At 63.7% G+C, this 17,119-nt stretch carries 14 protein-coding genes and 1 pseudogene; 6 read left to right on the plus strand and 9 right to left on the minus strand.

Annotated features, from left to right (window positions below; all coding sequences use genetic code 11):
• Window positions 1–155 precede the first annotated feature (155 nt).
• The 4 genes and pseudogenes from EJ077_RS04370 to argH form a co-directional block, all read right to left on the minus strand.
• Window positions 156–1,097, minus strand: a complete 942-nt coding sequence (locus EJ077_RS04370; protein ID WP_208699912.1) for a threonine/serine dehydratase — start codon at window positions 1,095–1,097, stop codon at window positions 156–158.
• Window positions 1,098–1,125: 28 nt separating this feature from the next.
• Window positions 1,126–2,393 (minus strand): annotated as a pseudogene (gene lysA / locus EJ077_RS04375) (diaminopimelate decarboxylase).
• A 27-nt stretch (window positions 2,394–2,420) separates the two neighbouring features.
• Complete coding sequence (locus EJ077_RS04380) at window positions 2,421–2,627, minus strand: lipoprotein (RefSeq protein WP_015315543.1); 207 nt, start codon at window positions 2,625–2,627, stop codon at window positions 2,421–2,423.
• Window positions 2,628–2,744: 117 nt separating this feature from the next.
• A complete protein-coding gene (gene argH, locus EJ077_RS04385) occupies window positions 2,745–4,145 on the minus strand; it encodes an argininosuccinate lyase (RefSeq protein WP_208699914.1) in 1,401 nt (466 codons plus the stop codon).
• A 37-nt stretch (window positions 4,146–4,182) separates the two neighbouring features.
• Here argH and EJ077_RS04390 point away from each other — a divergent pair, with 37 nt between their 5' ends.
• Window positions 4,183–4,863 (plus strand): thiol:disulfide interchange protein TlpA, encoded by a 681-nt coding sequence (locus tag EJ077_RS04390; protein ID WP_208699916.1) that lies wholly within the window; start codon window positions 4,183–4,185, stop codon window positions 4,861–4,863.
• A gap of 18 nt (window positions 4,864–4,881) precedes the next feature.
• On the opposite strand, the gene EJ077_RS04395 is transcribed toward EJ077_RS04390, so the two are convergent.
• Together EJ077_RS04395 and EJ077_RS04400 are read right to left on the minus strand one after the other, a co-directional pair.
• Entirely contained in the window at window positions 4,882–7,332 is a 2,451-nt protein-coding gene (locus EJ077_RS04395) for an EAL domain-containing protein (protein ID WP_208699918.1), read from the minus strand.
• 163 nt (window positions 7,333–7,495) lie between these two features.
• On the minus strand, window positions 7,496–7,714 hold the full coding sequence (locus EJ077_RS04400) for a hypothetical protein (protein WP_245458631.1): 219 nt from the start codon (window positions 7,712–7,714) through the stop codon (window positions 7,496–7,498).
• Window positions 7,715–7,968: 254 nt separating this feature from the next.
• Between EJ077_RS04400 and EJ077_RS04405 the strand changes: the two genes are divergently transcribed.
• The 5 genes from EJ077_RS04405 to EJ077_RS04425 all read left to right on the plus strand — a co-directional run bounded on the left by EJ077_RS04405 (window position 7,969) and on the right by EJ077_RS04425 (window position 13,237).
• A complete protein-coding gene (locus EJ077_RS04405; protein ID WP_208699920.1) occupies window positions 7,969–9,321 on the plus strand; it encodes an extracellular solute-binding protein in 1,353 nt (450 codons plus the stop codon).
• A gap of 105 nt (window positions 9,322–9,426) precedes the next feature.
• Window positions 9,427–10,311, plus strand: coding sequence for a carbohydrate ABC transporter permease (locus EJ077_RS04410; protein WP_208699922.1), 885 nt, complete (start codon window positions 9,427–9,429; stop codon window positions 10,309–10,311).
• A gap of 7 nt (window positions 10,312–10,318) precedes the next feature.
• Window positions 10,319–11,233, plus strand: coding sequence for an ABC transporter permease subunit (locus EJ077_RS04415; protein WP_208699924.1), 915 nt, complete (start codon window positions 10,319–10,321; stop codon window positions 11,231–11,233).
• A gap of 13 nt (window positions 11,234–11,246) precedes the next feature.
• Window positions 11,247–12,347, plus strand: a complete 1,101-nt coding sequence (locus EJ077_RS04420) for a sn-glycerol-3-phosphate import ATP-binding protein UgpC (protein ID WP_208699926.1) — start codon at window positions 11,247–11,249, stop codon at window positions 12,345–12,347.
• Window positions 12,348–12,376: 29 nt separating this feature from the next.
• A complete protein-coding gene (locus tag EJ077_RS04425) occupies window positions 12,377–13,237 on the plus strand; it encodes a phosphodiesterase (RefSeq protein ID WP_245458632.1) in 861 nt (286 codons plus the stop codon).
• On the opposite strand, the gene EJ077_RS04430 is transcribed toward EJ077_RS04425, so the two are convergent.
• The 3 genes from EJ077_RS04430 to EJ077_RS04440 form a co-directional block, all read right to left on the minus strand.
• Complete coding sequence (locus tag EJ077_RS04430) at window positions 13,230–14,312, minus strand: ABC transporter ATP-binding protein (protein ID WP_208699928.1); 1,083 nt, start codon at window positions 14,310–14,312, stop codon at window positions 13,230–13,232. The two genes, EJ077_RS04425 and EJ077_RS04430, sit on opposite strands and share 8 nt — an antisense overlap.
• Window positions 14,309–15,889 (minus strand): ABC transporter permease, encoded by a 1,581-nt coding sequence (locus EJ077_RS04435; RefSeq protein ID WP_208699930.1) that lies wholly within the window; start codon window positions 15,887–15,889, stop codon window positions 14,309–14,311. The genes EJ077_RS04430 and EJ077_RS04435 overlap by 4 nt, the downstream gene beginning before the upstream one ends.
• Before the next feature lie 172 nt (window positions 15,890–16,061).
• Entirely contained in the window at window positions 16,062–17,069 is a 1,008-nt protein-coding gene (locus EJ077_RS04440) for an iron ABC transporter substrate-binding protein (RefSeq protein WP_208699932.1), read from the minus strand.
• Window positions 17,070–17,119: the final 50 nt, after the last annotated feature.

Below are 17,119 nucleotides of genomic sequence, written 5' to 3' on the forward strand. Positions count from 1 at the left end.
GAGCATGATCTGTTCCGAAAACCGGATTCGAGTTTTCGGGACTATGCCTTGGGGCGGGGCAGGATAGCCCAAGCCTCACGACTCGAAGAATACCAGCAAACACGGCAAAGGCGAGGCGGTTTGAGAAAACGTGAAGCCGGCCGAATTGATTGCGATCAGAAATTGGCGGGGTTTGCGTTGGCGCCACAGACCAGCACGGCCACCCGTTCGCCCGGCGTCGGCGTGTAGCGGCCGGACAGAATCGCGGCGAAGGCGGCGGCGCCACCTGGCTCCGAGATGATACGCACGCGGTTCCAGAGTGCTTTCTGGGCGGCGATGATGTCGTCGTCGCTGACCAGGATGGAGCGTTCCACGAAGGCTTCGGCGATCGGGAACATCATTTCGCCGACGCGCTTGGGCGCCAGCGAATCGGCGGCGATGCCTTCGGCCGGCGCGTCGACCGGATGGCCGGCCTCGAAGGCGCGATGAAGCGTCGGCGCGCCCTCGGGTTCGACGGCGACGATGCGGATGCGGCCGGCATACCAGGCCGCGATGCCCCCGATCAGGCCGCCACCACCGACGGCGACCAGCAGCGTGTCGATCTCAGGCAGATCGCTTTCGATCTCAAGCCCGAGCGTGCCTTGGCCGATCAACGTTTCCTCCTGGTTGAAGGCGTGGATCTGCAAGGCGCCGGTTTCCTCGGCGAAACGTTCGCTGGCGGCCAGCGCCTCGGCATAGCGGGCACCGCCGACGACGAGGTCGGCGCCATAGCCGCGAATGCGATCCAGCTTGGCCTGCGGGCTCACCTCGGGAACGAAGATGGTCGCCTTGTGCCCAAGCCGCATGGCGGCGTAGGCGACAGCGGCGCCATGGTTGCCGCCCGACGCGGCAACGACGCCGGCGCCGGGAACCGGCCGCTCCAAAAGGTTGGTGAAGGCGCCGCGCGCCTTGAACGAGCCGGAATGCTGCAGGCATTCGAGCTTGAGGTCGACCGCCAGTGGCGGCCGGTCGAAGTCGGCCATGTCGATGCGCAGCACCGGCGTGTGCCTGACATAAGGGCGGATGCGCGGTTCCATCGCGGCAATGCGTTCGCGTGTGACGGTGTTGCCCTGCGACATGACGTGTTCCTCGTATGAAAGTACCGGCTTATGCAAGCCAGTCCGGCACCGAATCCAGTCCGATCAGCTCGTCATAGGTCAGGCGCGGACGAACGACATGGAAACGGTCGCCGTCGACCAGCACCTCCGGCACCAACAGGCGGGTGTTGTAGGTGCCGGCCTGGACCGCGCCATAGGCGCCGGCGGTGGAAACCGCGACGAGATCGCCCGACTTCAGCCTCGGCAGGTCGCGATCGAGGCCGAGATAGTCGCCGGTCTCGCAGACCTGGCCGACCACATCGACCATCATGCGCGGCGTGTCGGCCGGTGGCTGCACGACCGGCCTGATCTCGTGAAAAGCATCGTAGAGCGTCGGCCTGATCAGGTCATTCATGGCGGCGTCGACGACGAGGAAGTTCCTGGCGTCGCCTTCCTTCACGAAAATCACTTCCGAGACCAGGATGCCGGCATTGCCGACGATAAGCCGGCCCGGCTCGAACATCACCTTCATACCCAACTTGGTGACATGCTTGCGGACGATCTGGGCATAGGCGTCGGGCAAGGGGGAGGGTTGTTGTCGACGCGATAGGGAATGCCGAGGCCGCCGCCGAGATCGACATGCTCGATCGCATGTCCGTCGGCGCGCAGCGCGCCGACCAGGTCGGCCAGCAGGGCGAAGGCGTCGTCGAAAGGCTGCAGTTCCGTGATCTGGCTGCCGATATGGGTATCGATGCCGGTGATCTTGATGCCGGGAAGCGTTGCTGCGCGGGCATAGACCTGGCGCGCCCGCTGCCACGGAATGCCGAACTTGTTCTCGGCCTTGCCGGTTGAGATCTTCTTGTGGGTCCTGGCGTCGACATCGGGATTGATGCGCAGCGACACCGGCGCCACCTTGCCGAGAGCCGAGGCGCGGGCCGACAAGAGTTCGAGCTCCGGCTCGGATTCGACGTTGAAGCAAAGGATGCCGGCTTCGAGCGCAAAGTCCATTTCACGCGCCGTCTTGCCGACACCGGAGAACAGGATTTTGCTGGCCGGGACGCCGGCTGCCAGTGCCCGGCGCAATTCGCCTTCCGAGACCACGTCGGCGCCGGCGCCGAGCTTGGCCAGGGTCCGCAGCACGGCCTGGTTGGAATTGGCCTTCATGGCGTAGCAGACCAGCGCGTCGAGCCCGGCAAAGGCCTTGACGAAGACACGGTAGTGCCTGGTCAGGGTCGCCGTCGAATAACAGTAGAACGGCGTGCCGACCTGTGCGGCGATATCAGGGATCGCCACGTCCTCGGCATGCAGCACGCCGTCGCGGTAGTCGAAATGGTTCACGAGAGTGGTTCCGGAAGTTGGCGGGCGCTAAATCAGCGGGTCGAGGATGAACTTCTTGTCCACGACCGGTTTTTCCGGTTCCGGCGGCACGGGCTGGTGGGCCTTCTCGGCATCCTTGCGCGCCTGGACAGCCGCCTCGTAGGGCGTATCGAGGCCGGCCTTGCGGCCGCAGGCGGTCACGGAGGCAAGCGCCGCAAGCAGCGTCAGCGTTACCAAAATCCTGCTTCCGGTCATCGATCCATCCGTCCGAAACGTTTGCCAGCCGCCGCTTTTAGCCGAGTTCTCAGCGTATTGCACCCCGGATATTGCCGATCGCAACATCGGGATATTTGCAGATCGCAATATCCGGGATCACGCCTTGGCGATACGCTTTTTCCAGGCGCGGACCTGCTTCCTCACTTCCGACGGCGCGGTGCCACCGAAGCTGGTGCGGCTCTTGACCGAGTTCTGCACCGCCAGCACCGAGAATATGTCTGGTGTGATGCCTGGGTTGATCGATTGCAGGTCCTCCAGCGCAAGCTTCTCCAGGCTCACCTTCTTCTCTTCGGCCAGTGCCACTGCGCGTCCGGTGACATGATGGGCCTCGCGGAACGGCAGGCCTAAGGTGCGCACCAGCCAGTCGGCAAGGTCGGTGGCGGTGGCGTGGCCGGAGCCGGCTGCCTTCTTCATCGCGGCCGCATTGACGGTCATGTCCGAGACCATGCCGGTCATCGCGGCCAGCATCAGGTCGAGCGTCTCGGCGGCGTCGAAGACCGATTCCTTGTCTTCCTGCATGTCCTTGCCATAGGTCAAAGGCATGCCCTTCATCACCGTCAGCAGGCCGACCAGATGGCCGTTGACGCGGCCTGTCTTGCCGCGCACCAGTTCGGCGGCGTCGGGGTTCTTCTTCTGCGGCATGATCGAAGAGCCGGTGGAAAAGCTATCCGACAGCCTGATGAAGCCGAATTGCGGCGTCGACCAGATGATGATCTCTTCCGCCAGCCGCGACAGATGGGTGGCGCAGATCGCCGCCATGGCGAGGAACTCCAGCGCGAAATCGCGGTCGGAGACGCTGTCCAGCGAATTACGCATCGGCTCGCGGAAACCGAGCGCCCTGGCGGTCTGGTGGCGGTCGATCGGGAAACTGGTGCCGGCAAGGGCGGCGGCGCCGAGCGGGCTCTCGTCCATCCGTTCGATGGCGTCGCGCACGCGCGACAGGTCGCGCGAAAACATCTCGACATAGGCCATGCAATGGTGGCCGAAGGTAACCGGCTGCGCTGCCTGCATATGGGTAAAGCCCGGCATCACGGTCGCCGCATGCTCCTCGGCCCGTTCGAGCAGCGCCCCGATCAACCCCTTCAACGCCTCGGCGACGCGAAAACACTCGTCCTTGACCCAGAGCCTCAGGTCGACCGCCACCTGGTCGTTGCGCGAGCGAGCTGTGTGCAGCCGGCCAGCCGCGGAACCGATCAGGTCGGCGAGCCGGGCCTCGACATTCATGTGGATGTCTTCCAGCCTGGTCGAGAACTCGAACGTGCCAGCTTCGATCTCTTTCAGGATCGTGTTCAGGCCGTGAGCGATTTTTTCTTGATCGGCCGCCGAAATAATGCCCGTCTGCGCCAGCATCTCGCTATGGGCGATCGAACCGCGGATATCCTGCGCGTAGAGTTTGCGGTCGAACGAGATCGACGCGTTGATCGCTTCCATGATCGCGGCCGGACCCGAGGCAAATCGTCCGCCCCACATCTGGTTGCTGGTCTTCTTATCGCTCATCGCTATAAAACCCGTGCTTCGGAGCAGTTTTGAGAAAATGGCAGACGGAAACAGATTTTTCCCGGCCCCGCGCCTGATCCTCGCCGCCCTGGTAGCGGGAGCGCTGGCCGGCGCGGTCGCGGTATATGTCAGCGAGAGCCGGTCTGGCAACAACGCACCGGCCCAGGTGGCCGCCGGGGACAGCAAGGACGACGTCGCCTGCGCCGCCAAGAGCGATCGCGCCAAGAAGGTGGCGGCCGCGGCCACCGGTGAGGTCGCGGCACTTTTGCCGGCCGATCCGCCGCAGTCGATGAGGAGCCTTGCCTTCAACGGCCCGGACGGCAAGCCGATGACCATCGCTGACCATGCCGGCAAGACGGTGCTGCTCAATCTCTGGGCGACATGGTGCGCGCCATGCCGTGCCGAAATGCCGGCGCTCGATGCGCTGCAAAAAGACAAAGGCAGCGACGCCTTTCAGGTCGTCGCCGTCAACGTCGATGCCGGCGACGATTTGAAGCCGAAGAAGTTTCTCGCCGATACCGGTGTGCACACGCTCGGCTACTACCGGGATTCGACGATGACGCTGTTCAACGATCTCAAGACGCGCGGTCTGGCGCTCGGCCTTCCCGTCACCATGCTGATCGACGGCGAAGGCTGCCTGATCGCCCATATGAACGGTCCGGCCGAATGGTCCGGGCCGGACGCCAAGCGGTTGGTCGAGACGGCGCTCGGGTCGTGAACCAATGCATGTCGCGCTTTAGGCCGAGCGCACGCTGGGCTTGAGCAGCACGAGGCTGCCATCCTGGCGGCCGGCACGCACCGGAGTGGGCTTGCCATGGCCGGTCAGGTCGTCGAACGCCTCGATCGGCGCCGGCTTGCCGAGATAGTAGCCCTGGCCGATCTCACAGGCCTCGGCGTCAAGGAACTTCAACTCGCCAAGCGTCTCGACGCCTTCGGCCAGAACCGGCAGGCCAAGGCCGCGCCCCAGCCCCAGCACCGCGCGCACGATCGCCGCGACCTGGCCGTTCGTGTCGACCGCCTTGATGAAGGAGGAATCGATCTTGATCTTGTCGAAGGGGAAGGCGCGCAGGTTGGAAAGAGAGGAATAGCCGGTACCGAAATCATCCATGGCCACGCGCACGCCAAGCGACTTGACCTGCCGCAGGGTTGCCAGCGCACGCGGCATGTCTTTCACCAGCGCGGTTTCGGTGATCTCGAGTTCAAGCCTGGTCGGGGCAAGGCCTGTCTTCAGCAAGGTTTCGTGGACCTTGCGGCTGAAATTGGGGTTGTGGAGTTGCACCGCGGAGACGTTGACGGCGACCGTCAGCGGGTTTTCCCAGCGCGCGGCTTCCTCGCAGGCCGCCTCGAGCACCCAATCCCCGATCTGGCCAATCGCGCCGCTGTCCTCGGCCACCGGAATGAAAGTGGCCGGGGAAACCTCGCCACGCTCAGGATGGCGCCAGCGGATCAGGGCCTCGAAGCCTACCATCTTGCCGCTGCTGATCTCCTTCTGCGGCTGGTAGACGAGGTAGAATTCACCGCGCACGACGGCCTGGCGCAATTCGTGCTCCATCACGCGCTTGTCACGAGCCTCGGCGCCCATCGAGGCTTCGAAATAGCGAAACGTGTCCCTGCCTTCGGTCTTGGCGCGATAGAGTGCCGTATCGGCGTGGCTGATCAGGCTGGTCTGGTCCTCTGCATCAAGCGGATAGACCGCGATGCCGATGCTGGCCGAGACCAGCCCGCCGCCGACCGCTGCCCGGTTTTCCTCACGCATGGCGGCGAGCACCGAATTGGCGATGCGGCCCGCCGCCTGCGGGTCGGGCAAATTAGGGGCTATGATGGCGAATTCGTCGCCGCCCAGGCGCGCAAGCATCTGGCCGTGGCGCAAAACGCCGGACGCGCAGCTTGCCACTTTCTGCAACATGGCATCACCGGCGCCGTGCCCGTAGAGGTCGTTCACCTCCTTGAAGCGGTCAAGGTCGAGCAGCAGAAGCGCAAGATGCCGGCCTTTGATGTTTGCGTCGGCAGTCGCGACGCGGTTCATGGATGCAATTTCCGTGTCGAGACGGCTGGAGAAACTGCGGCGATTGGCAAGTCCCGTCAGCGGATCGAAATGGGCAAGGCGAAGGATCTCCTGCTCCGCCTTCCTGCGTTCGCGTATGTCGCGCACGGCGATGACATTGTGGGGCTTGCCGCAATAATCGATACTCCTGGCGATCAGTTCGACGGGTATTCTCGTCCCGTCGCGGCTCCTCAGCTCCGCTTCCCGCGGCTGGCCCTCCAGGCTGGTCGCATCGGATGCTGCGCGTTCGTCGAAAAGTTCGCGCAGTTCCATCCCGTTCAGTGTCATAGCCGGCGCGCCGGTCAGCTTGGCCATGCTGTCATTGGCGCTGACGATGCGACTGCCGTCGCAGACGATCAGGCCTTCCACGGCTGCATTGGCCAGGCCATGCATGCGGTCGACCTCGAGTTTCTGGCGACGGAAGCGCAAGTCGATCCACAACGCCGACGCCGACAGAACCAGGATCACCAGGCTGGCGGCCGCGGCCGCGAAGGCCTGCGAGGTCGGCGCGATCGTGTACTGCGATATGACGATCGAGGAATCGGGAAAGATCGAGACCGCGCCCATGCCGATGAAATGCAAGGTGCAGATGGCCAGCGTCAGCAGCACCGCGCCGGCGGATGTCGCTGACAAGGAAGGGCGGCGCAGAACGACATGCAGCGCCAGTGCCGCAAGCGTCATACCGGCCAGCAGGGAAACGGCGACAAGCAGCAGGTTCCATTCGATCCGTCCCTGGACCTCGAACGCCGCCATGCCGATGTAGTGCATGGCTGCGATGCCGCCGCCCAGAATGGCGCCGCCAACGAGATGGTAATCGATCTCGTCCCGCAAGGTGGCGATCCACATGCCGGCCGCCGTCAGTGCGACCGAGGCGGCGAGCGAGATCACGGAGAGCCCCGGATCGTAAGCGCTAGGGATGCCCGGCGTGAAGGCGAGCATGGCAATGAAATGGGTTGCCCAGATGCCGAACCCGGTCGAAGTCGCTGATATCATCAGCCAGACCAGCCGGTTGCGGTCTGTCGAGCGGCTGATGTGGTGAAGCAGGTTTACAGCAGAGAAACAGGAAATTCCGCAGATCAGCGCTGCCAGTGCGACCAGTCGCAGATCGTGCTGGTGCACGATGCAGTTATAGACCGTCAGCATCTTATTTCCCCCTAGCCCACAGGAAATAAAAAAAGAAATATGACTGATTAATGCTTGGCTGTTGAAGGATCGATAAAGTCGCCTGCAACCATAGCGTGCCTTCACGGCGCAGGCTGACGCGCGAGCACCGTCCAGTTCAGCCACGTCGACTTGAAGATGGCGGCTATTTCAGGCGAACTGTCACGGCCAGGGTTTCATGATCCGAGCTCGGGCTGCCATCCGGCGGCACCGCCGGAAGGACCGCCGGCGCGCTGGCCGTGAGGCCGCGTGTGAAGAACCAGTCGATGCGGCCGACCGGCCGGCGCTGGGTGGGCAGGTCCATGTCGTTGGCCGCCTGCCATTCATAAGCCGCGCTCGGCAAGGGCCGCGAACAGCGGCTCATGGCGCTTGCTTCACCCGCATTTCATCATCCCTTTAGCCGGATAACCATGACGGCCTTTACGTCCCTGACAGCCGCCCTAGCTACCTAAGGCGCCGGTGTGACGTTTTCATGCCGGCGCCACCGCCGAGGGGGAGGAAAGACCAGCTGTCCACAGGCCCGGGAGGCCACAACGAACTGTCACATACCTTCTCTAAGAGAGCGGGCAAGGACTTGCGCAAGACCCTTGTCAACAGTCATTCAAGAGGGAAGAAACCATGACGATCATCAAGCGGGGCCTCGCTGCCCTTGCCGCTGGCGCGCTCAGCACCGCGCTGGCGGTTCCTGCCTTTGCGGAGCCGGTAAAATTCGACTTCTGGTTCGGCTTGTCGGGCGACCTCGCCCGCGTCGTCGATACGCTGTGCAAGAACTTCAACGCCTCGCAGAAGGATTATGAAGTCGTCTGCACCAGCCAGGGCAATTACGACGCCACGCTGCAGAACACCATCGCCGCCTTCCGCGCCGGCAAACAGCCCGCCGTCGTGCAGGTCTATGACGTCGGCACTGCCACGATGATGCTGTCGGCCGCCTACAAGCCCGCCGACAAGCTGATGGAAGAAAACGGCTACAAGATCGACTACGCCGACTATTTCCCCGGCATCGCCCGCTACTACGCGACCTCGAAGGGCGAGATGCTGTCCTTCCCGTTCAATTCCTCGACCGCGCTGATGTACTGGAACAAGGACGCCTTCGCCAAGATCGGCAAGACCGAGGCGCCCAAGACTTGGGAAGACGTCGGCGCCGACCTCAAGGCGTTGAAGGACGCCGGCTACGAATGCCCGATGGCGATCAACATCTCGGCCAATGAAAGCTGGCAGCTGATGGAGCAGTTCTCGGCCATCCACAACCAGCCGATCGCCACCAAGAACAACGGCTATGACGGGCTCGACGCGCGTCTGGAAGTCAACAAGACCAAGTTCGTCCAGTACGTCACCGATCTCAAGAAGTGGTATGACGCCGGCCTGATCAAGATCAAGTCCAAGGATCTCGGCCAGGATATGGTCCAGGCCTTCGCCTCGGGCACCTGCCAGGTGATCATGACCTCGGTCGGCGATCACGGCACGGTCGGCAAGACCCAGAAGGAAGGCATGAAGTGGGACGTCGCCGAACTGCCGGTCTATGCCGGTATCGAGCGCAAGAATTCGCTGGTCGGCGGCGCTTCGCTGTGGGTGCTCTCCGGCAAGTCGGACGCCGAATACAAGGGCGCGGCCGCGTTCCTCAACTTCATCCACGACCCCAAGACCGCTTTGTTCTGGTCGACCAACACCGGTTACATCCCGGTGACCAAGTCGGGCTTCGATTACATGAAATCCACCGGCTTCTACGACAAGGCGCCCTACAAGGGCCGTGAAACCGCGATCGCCAGCTTGACCGCGTCCGAGCCGACCGAAATCACCCGTGGCGTGCGCCTGGGCAACTTCACCCAGATCCGCGCCGAATTCGGCACGCAGATGCAGGCGATCTTCGCCAACAAGGTCAGCGTGCAGGAAGGTCTCGACACACTCGTCAAGAACGGCGACGCCATCCTCGACCGCTTCCAGCAGACCTATCCGGGCAAGACCCTGCCCTGATCGCGGGGGATTTCCCGGGCCGCCCGCCGAGATTCGACGGGCGGCCATTTCGTTATTAATCTCTGACTTGCTTTAAGCTGACCACTCTGCGGCAACGGCGGACCGATGGAAAAACGCGTCACTTTCGGCAGCTGGACAATCGGCATCCTTTTCGCGGTGCCACAGCTCCTCCTGATCTTCACGTTCTTCTACTGGCCTGCCGGCCAGGCCGTATACTGGTCGCTGACGCTGCAGCAGCCCTGGGGCGGCGGCAACATCTGGGTCGGGCTCGACAATTTCCGCTCGATCCTGGCCAACGCCGATTACTGGAACTCGATCACCGCCAGCCTCGTCTTTGCCGGGATCAGCACCGGGCTTGCGATGTTCGTCGCGCTTGTGCTCGCCGCGCTTACCGACCGCCAGCTTGCCGGCTCGCGCCTCTATCGCGTGGTGCTGATCTGGCCCTACGGCATCGCCGCACCCGCGTTGGCGATGGCGTTCCGTTTCATCCTGGCGCCGGAAGCCGGCTTCATGGCTGTCGTCAACCAGGTCTGGCCCGGCTTCTGGGACCCCGGCCTCGACGGGGCCGACGCCATGGCTTCGATCATCATCGCCTTCTCCTGGAAATATGTCGGCTACAACTTCATCTTCTTCCTCGCGGCGTTCCAGGCCATCCCGCGTCCCCTGATCGAAGCCGCCGCGATGGACGGCTCCGGTGTCATGAGGCGCTTCTGGGACATCCAGTTCCCGCTGATCACGCCGACGATCTTCTTCCTGCTGGTCATCAACATCACGGAAAGCTTTCAGGATTCGTTCGGTATCGTCGACATCATGACGTCAGGTGGGCCGGCGAATGCCACCAATCTAATGGTCTACAAGATCTATTCCGACGGCTTCAAAGGCCTCGATTATTCGGGCGCCGCCGCGCAGAGCATCATCCTGATGCTGCTCATCGTCGTGCTGACCATTTTCCAGTTCCGCTTCATCGAGCGGCGCGTGCACTACAGGTGAGATTGATATGGTCGAGCGCACCCCGTTCCTGAACTTCTTCACCCATCTGATCCTGTTTGTCGGCTTTGTACTTTGCATCGCGCCGTTCGTGGTTGTGGCCGTGGCCGCGTCGCACAACCTCAAGGATGTCAACGATGTGCCGATGTCGCTGCTGCCGGGCAGCGATTTTTGGACAAACATCAAGACGGCGTGGACGACGGCCGACCTTGGCCCCAAGCTGCTCAACAGTTTCATCATGGCTGCCGGCGTCGCGGCCGGCAAAGTCATCATCTCGGCGCTGACCGCCTTCTCGATCGTCTATTTCCGCTATCCCGGCCGCACCTTCATCTTCTGGCTGATTTTCGTCACCCTGATGCTGCCGCTGGAAGTGCGCATCGTGCCGACCTACGCGGTCGTCGCCAATGTGCTGTCGCCCTACCAGACCATCCTCGACATCACCGGGCTGAGCTGGCTGATCGAGAAGGTCTCGGGCGTCCAGGTTTCGCTCAGCCTAGGGCTGCTCAATTCCTATACCGGGCTGATCCTGCCGTTGATCGCCACCGCCACCGGCACCTTCCTCTACCGGCAGTTCTTCCTTACCGTGCCGGACGAGCTGACCGAGGCCGCGCGCATGGACGGCGCCGGCGCGCTGCGCTTCTTCATCGACATCCTGCTGCCATTGTCGCGCAACAACATGGCCGCGCTCGGCACCATCATGTTCCTGTGGGCCTGGAACCAGTATCTGTGGCCGCTGCTCATCACCACCGACCAGTCGCATGCGACCGCCGTCACCGAGCTCAAGCAGCTCATCCCCAATGTCGGCGGCATTCCGGAATGGAACATTGCCATGGCCGGAACGCTCATCGTCATGCTGCCGCCGCTGATCGTCGTGGTGCTCATGCAACGCTGGTTCGTGCGCGGCCTGATCGCCACCGAGAAGTAACAAGGAGACAAAGATGGCCTCCATCGCAATACGCGGCGTCAAGAAGAACTATGCCAAGACACAGGTCGTGCATGGAGTCGATCTCGACTTCGCCTCGGGCGAGTTCGTCGTCATCCTCGGCCCATCCGGCTGTGGCAAGTCCACGCTGCTCAGGATGATCGCCGGGCTGGAAGAGATTTCCGACGGCACGATCGCCATCGACGGCACGGTGGTCAACAAGCTCGAACCACGCGAGCGCGGCTGCGCCATGGTGTTCCAGAATTACGCACTCTATCCGCATATGAGCGTGGCCCAGAACATCGGCTATTCGCTGAAGGTATCAGGTGTTCCCTCGGCCGAGCGCAACCAGCGGATTCAGGCGGTGGCCCGCACGCTGGAACTTGAACAGCTGCTCGACCGCAAGCCGATGGCGCTTTCGGGCGGTCAGAGGCAGCGCGTCGCCATGGGCCGCGCCATGATCCGCGAGCCGAAAGTCTTCCTGTTCGACGAACCGCTGTCCAATCTCGACGCCAAGCTGCGCGTGCAGATGCGCTCGGAAATCCGCAAACTGCATCGCCGGCTGAACGCCACCTCCGTCTTCGTCACCCACGACCAGGTCGAGGCGATGACGCTGGCCGACCGGTTGGTGGTCATGAATGGCGGACGAGTCGAACAGGTCGGCACGCCAGGTGAGATCTACACCCGCCCCGCCAGTCGCTTCGTCGCCACCTTCGTCGGCGCGCCGGCCATGAACATTCTTGAAGGCACCGTCGAACTCGACGGGCTGTCGCTGCTCGACGGCAGCCGGCGCCTGGGCATGGCTCGCGCCGGCCTGCCGGTGGGCACGAAGGTGGCGATGGGCATCCGGCCGGAAGCCGTCCGGCTGGTGGCGCCGGGAACGCCGGACGCGCTCGATGCGACTGTCGACCTGATCGAGGAACTGGGTGCGGGGCGGGTCATCTATGTCGACCTCGACGGCGCTCCGTTTTCGGTGATGACCTCGGAGGCCGTTCATCCCGAACCCGGCAGCACCGTTGGCCTGAAGATCTCGCCGGACAACATGCACTTCTTCTCGTCGGAGACAGGGACCCGTCTCGATGTCTTCAAGGCTTCCGTGCCCGAGCCGGCGCTTTGATTTCCCAAACGCTCAGCCAAGAGACGCGCATGAAAATCATCCAGGTCACAGACGTGCATCTTGGCCGGCGAGGCGAGCGCCGCTATGGGGCAGACCTGCATCAGCGGCTGGATCGGTGCATCGCGCACATCAATGCGCATCATCCCGACGCCGCGCTTTGCGTCTTCACCGGCGACTTGACGGAGACCGGTGCGCCGCAAAGCTATGTCGATCTGCGCATTGCGCTTGGCACGCTGTCGATGCCGTACAGGCTGCTGCCGGGCAACCATGACCGGCGGGCCAGCCTCGTCGCCGCGTTTCCCGAAGTTCCGGTCGACGAAAACGGCTTCGTGCAGTCGGTCTATGATACCGGCAACGAAGTGCTGTTGTTTCTCGACTGCCTGGCGGAAGGACGCATCGGGGGCGAACTGTGCGACAGCCGGCTCGCCTGGCTCGAAGCCCGGCTGGAACAATCAGGCGGCAGGCCAGCCTACGTTTTCCTGCATCATCCGCCGGTCGCGCTCGGCCTGCCGCAGCTCGATCCGCTGGCGCTCGAACAGCCAGAGCGGTTGCTCGGACTGCTGCGGGGCCATGGCAACGTTCGCCATATCTTCTTCGGCCATGTCCATCGCGACATTGCCGGCACCGTTGCCGGCATTCCGTTCTCGGCGCAGCGCGGCCTGCATGCCCGGTTCGAGCTTGCCCTCGACCGATCGACCGAGATCGTCGAACAGGCGCCGCCTTCCTACGCCGTCATCCTCGTCGACAGCGCCAACCAGTGCGTGGTGGTAGCACGGTTGCGATTTTCTCGAGCAATGGCCGATCTATTCAGCGGAAACAGGCGAACGCATCACGGCGTGAGCTGGCCACTTCGCTTGGGTTCAGCGCCTTCAGCCGTCGCTCTCAAGTGAAGACATGCGCCTTTCCCGATACGGTCAGCCGTACGATCTCGCCGACCGCCGGTGCGTCCATGCCGGATTTGCGCAGGATCAGCGGCGTGCCGCCGATGGCGGCGGCGTCCGGCGGATCGGAATTGTTCAGAAGCCGGACCGCGACCGTGCATGTCGAGCCGGCGAACTCCGATTCCGTCACCTCGCCGAACAGCATGTCCGATGTGCCCGACATGCCCTCGCGCGAGGTGCGTTTCAGCCCGATCTGTTCCGGCCGCAGCATGATGCGGACGATATCGCGGCTGTCCGCCGTATCGACCGCGATGCGGCCGAGCGGGGAGCTGGCGAAGCCGCCCGAGACGCTGGCCGGCAGGATGATGGCATCGCCGAGGAACTCGGCGATCATCCTGTCCTTCGGCTTGAGATAGAGTTCGCGCGGTGTGCCGACCTGGGAAAATTTTCCATCGCGCATCACCGCCACCTGGCTGGCGAAGGACAGCGCCTCGGCCTGGTCGTGCGTCACCAGGATGGTGGTGATGCCGGCGGCCTCCAGAAGTTCGGCCACCGCTTTGCGCATCGAGGCGCGCAGGCCGGTGTCGAGGGCCGAGAACGGCTCGTCCAGCAGCATCAGCCGTGGCTTCATCGCCATGGCGCGAGCCAGCGCCACGCGCTGCTGCTGACCGCCGGAGAGCTCGTGCGGGCGGCGTTTCAGGATCGCCTTGTCCAGTCCGACGATATAGGCAAGTTCGACGATGCGCTCGGCGCGCTTGTCGTCGTCCCGGCCCATACCGAAGCCGATATTGTCCGAGATGGTCAGATGCGGGAACAGGGCGCCGTCCTGCGCCACCACGCCGATGCCGCGGCGATGCGCCGGAACGGCGGCGCCGCCATTGGCCAGCACTTGCCCGTCGAGCACTATGCGGCCCTGATCGGGCGCCTCGAAGCCGGCGATCAGCCGCAGCAAGGTCGTCTTGCCGCAGCCGGAAGGTCCTACGATCGCCGTGCGGCTGCCGCTGGCGACGTTCAGGTCGACGCCGGCCAGTGCGGCGACCGGGCCGTAATGCTTGTGCAGATTGCCGATTTCAAGAAAGCTCATCGTCCGGCCATCCGCTTCGACTGGACATAGAGCAGCCAGGTCAGGGGCAGCGACATCGCCACCATGATGAAGGCGTAAGGGGCGGCCGAGGCGTAGTCGATCTCGCTGCTGTAGGACCAGAATGCCATGGCCAGCGTGCGCGTGCCGTTGGGCGCCAGCATCTGGGTCGCGGTCAACTCGTTCATGATGCCGAGCGCCACAAGTGCCATGCCGGCCGCCGCACCCGGCGCCGACAGGCGGATTGTCGTCGACCACAGGGCGTTAAGCGGACGCCGGCCGAGGCTCGACGCGGCGCGTTCGAGCTCGACCGGCGCCTGGGCGATCGAGGCGCGCAGGCTGACCAGGGCACGCGGCAGGAACATCAAGGCATATGCGACCAGGATGGTGAACAGGGTCTGGTAGAGTGGCAGGGCGATGCGCACGGTGATGGTGACCAGCGCCAGCGCAATGACGACACCCGGCAGCGAGCCGACAATGTAATTGCATCCCTCCAGGAGACGCTGCAACGGCCCCGGCGCGCGGATCGAGATCCAGGCCATCGGCATCGCCGCGACAGTGGCAAGCAGCGCCCCGGCAAGGGACAGGAACAGCGTCTGGCCGAGAGCCAGTCCAATCTCGTCGAGACGCCAGACATCGACGCCGCCGGCGAGGAGCCAGCGCCCGATGGTGATGAACGGCACGCCAAGCGCCAGCAGCGTGGTGACGAGGAGCAAGGCAAGGCTCGGGATGGTGGCGCGGCCTAGGCCGATGCGTTGCTGATACCGCGCGGCACCCGAGCCGACACGGGCATAACGTTCCTCGCCGCGCACCAGCACTTCGAGACCGAGCAGCACGAAACAGCAGGTCACCAGCACGCCGGCCAGCATGTTGGCGGCCGGGCCGTTGAAGGTCGACTGGAACTGGTCGACGATCGCGGTGGTGAAGGTGTCGAAGCGGATGAAGACGTAGAGGCCATATTCGGCCAGCAGATGCAGTCCGACCAGCAGCGAGCCGCCGCAAATCGCCAGCCTGAGCTGCGGCAACACGACACGCCAGAACACGCGCCAGGGTCCGAGACCAAGTGCCGCCGCTGCATCCTCCAGGGCAGGATCAAGGCGGCGCAGCGCCGCCGATACTGGCAGATAAAGGAAGGGAAAATAGGCGATGACGGACACCAGCACACCTGCCCACAGGCCGTGCAACCCCGGCACCATGGTGATCCAGGCATAGGAGTGCACGAAAGCGGGGATGGCGAGCGGCGCCACGCTGAGCCAGGCCCAGAGCCGGGCGCCGGGCAGGTCGCTGCGTTCGGTCAGCCAGGCCAGCGTCACCGACAAGATGATGGCGATCGGTACGGCCAGCAGCGCCAGCAGGCCGGTGTTGACCAGCAGTTCGCCGACACGTGGCCGGAAGATCAATGCCGAGACGGTCTCCCAGCCGGTCTGGACCGCGATCCATATGATGAAAGCGAGCGGCAGCAGCGCCAGCAGGGAGACAGATATGGCGGCGGCGACAAGCCAAGGCGCCGCCCGCCGTTGCGCCCGCCGGCGCATCTTGGGCGGCAGGCCCGGGCGCGCGAGATGGACCGCGGACTGCATCAGCTCACACGCCGCGCCATTGCCGCCCGGCGGCGGCAATTGAAGGACCGCGGTCGCGGTCGGATAAGCAACGTGTCGTCATCGACGAATGCAATCTCGAAAAAGAAAACGCTCCCGCGGAAAGAGAGTCCGCGGGAGCACGGTCTGACGTTCTTATTAGGACGAACGCCAACTAAAGCAAGCCGGCTGCCGTCATCAGGTCGGTGACCTTCTTGGAGTTGAGGGTCGTGGCGTCGACCTTCGGCGCGTGCAGGTCGGCCAGAGGCACCAGCTTCGGATTGGACTGGGCGTCCTTGCCGACCGCATATTCGAAGGAGGTTCCATTCTTCAGCACGTCCTGGCCACCCTTGCCGGTCACCCATTTCAGGAAGGCCTGGGCTTCCTTCTGGTGCTTGCTCGAAGCCAGCACGCCGCCGCCGGAAACCGACACGAAAGCGCCCGGATCCTGGTTCTTGAAATAGTGCAGCGCGACGTTCTTGGAGTTCTCGCCGGTCTTGGCCTGATCGCCAAAGTAGTAATAGTGGTAGATCACGCCGCCTTCGATCTCGCCGGCATTGACCGCCTTCATCACCGTGCTGTTGCCCTTGTAGGCGGTGAAGTTCTCTTTCATCGCCTTCAGCCATTCGGCCGTGGCGGCCTCGCCCTTGAGCTGCAGCAGCGCGCTGACGATGGCCTGGAAATCGGCGCCGGAAGGCGAAGCCGCCCAGCGGCCTTTCCAGCTCGGATCGGCGAGATCGAGCATCGACTTGGGCAACTGATCAGCCTTGAGCTTGGTCGTGTTGTAGGCAAAAACGGTGCTGCGCGCGGCCACGCCCACCCATTTGCCGCTGGCTGGCTGATAGTCCTGCGGGACCTGAGCCAGCGTGTCGGCGTCGACCGGCGCGAACAGGCCGGCATTCTCCACCAGCGCCATGGCCGGCGAATTCTCCGTCAAAAACACGTCGGCGGGCGAAGCGGCGCCTTCCGAGACGATCTGGTTGGAGAAGTCGCTGTCGCCGCCGTTGCGCAAGGTGACCTTGATGCCGGTTTCCTTGGTGAACCCTTCGGCCCATTCTTTCGTCAGGCTTTCATGCTGGGCGTTATAGACGATGATGCCGGCATCTTCGGCCGTTGCCGGACCGGCGGCCAGGCTGATTGCAAGCGCCGCTACGCTGGCCAGGGCAAGAAGGGGGGATTTCATAAGGTACTCCTCGGGTTGCCCGCACTGCGGGTGCGTCCGAGTATCAATTC

The organism is Mesorhizobium sp. M8A.F.Ca.ET.057.01.1.1, from assembly GCF_003952565.1.
Classification (GTDB): Bacteria; Pseudomonadota; Alphaproteobacteria; order Rhizobiales; family Rhizobiaceae; genus Mesorhizobium.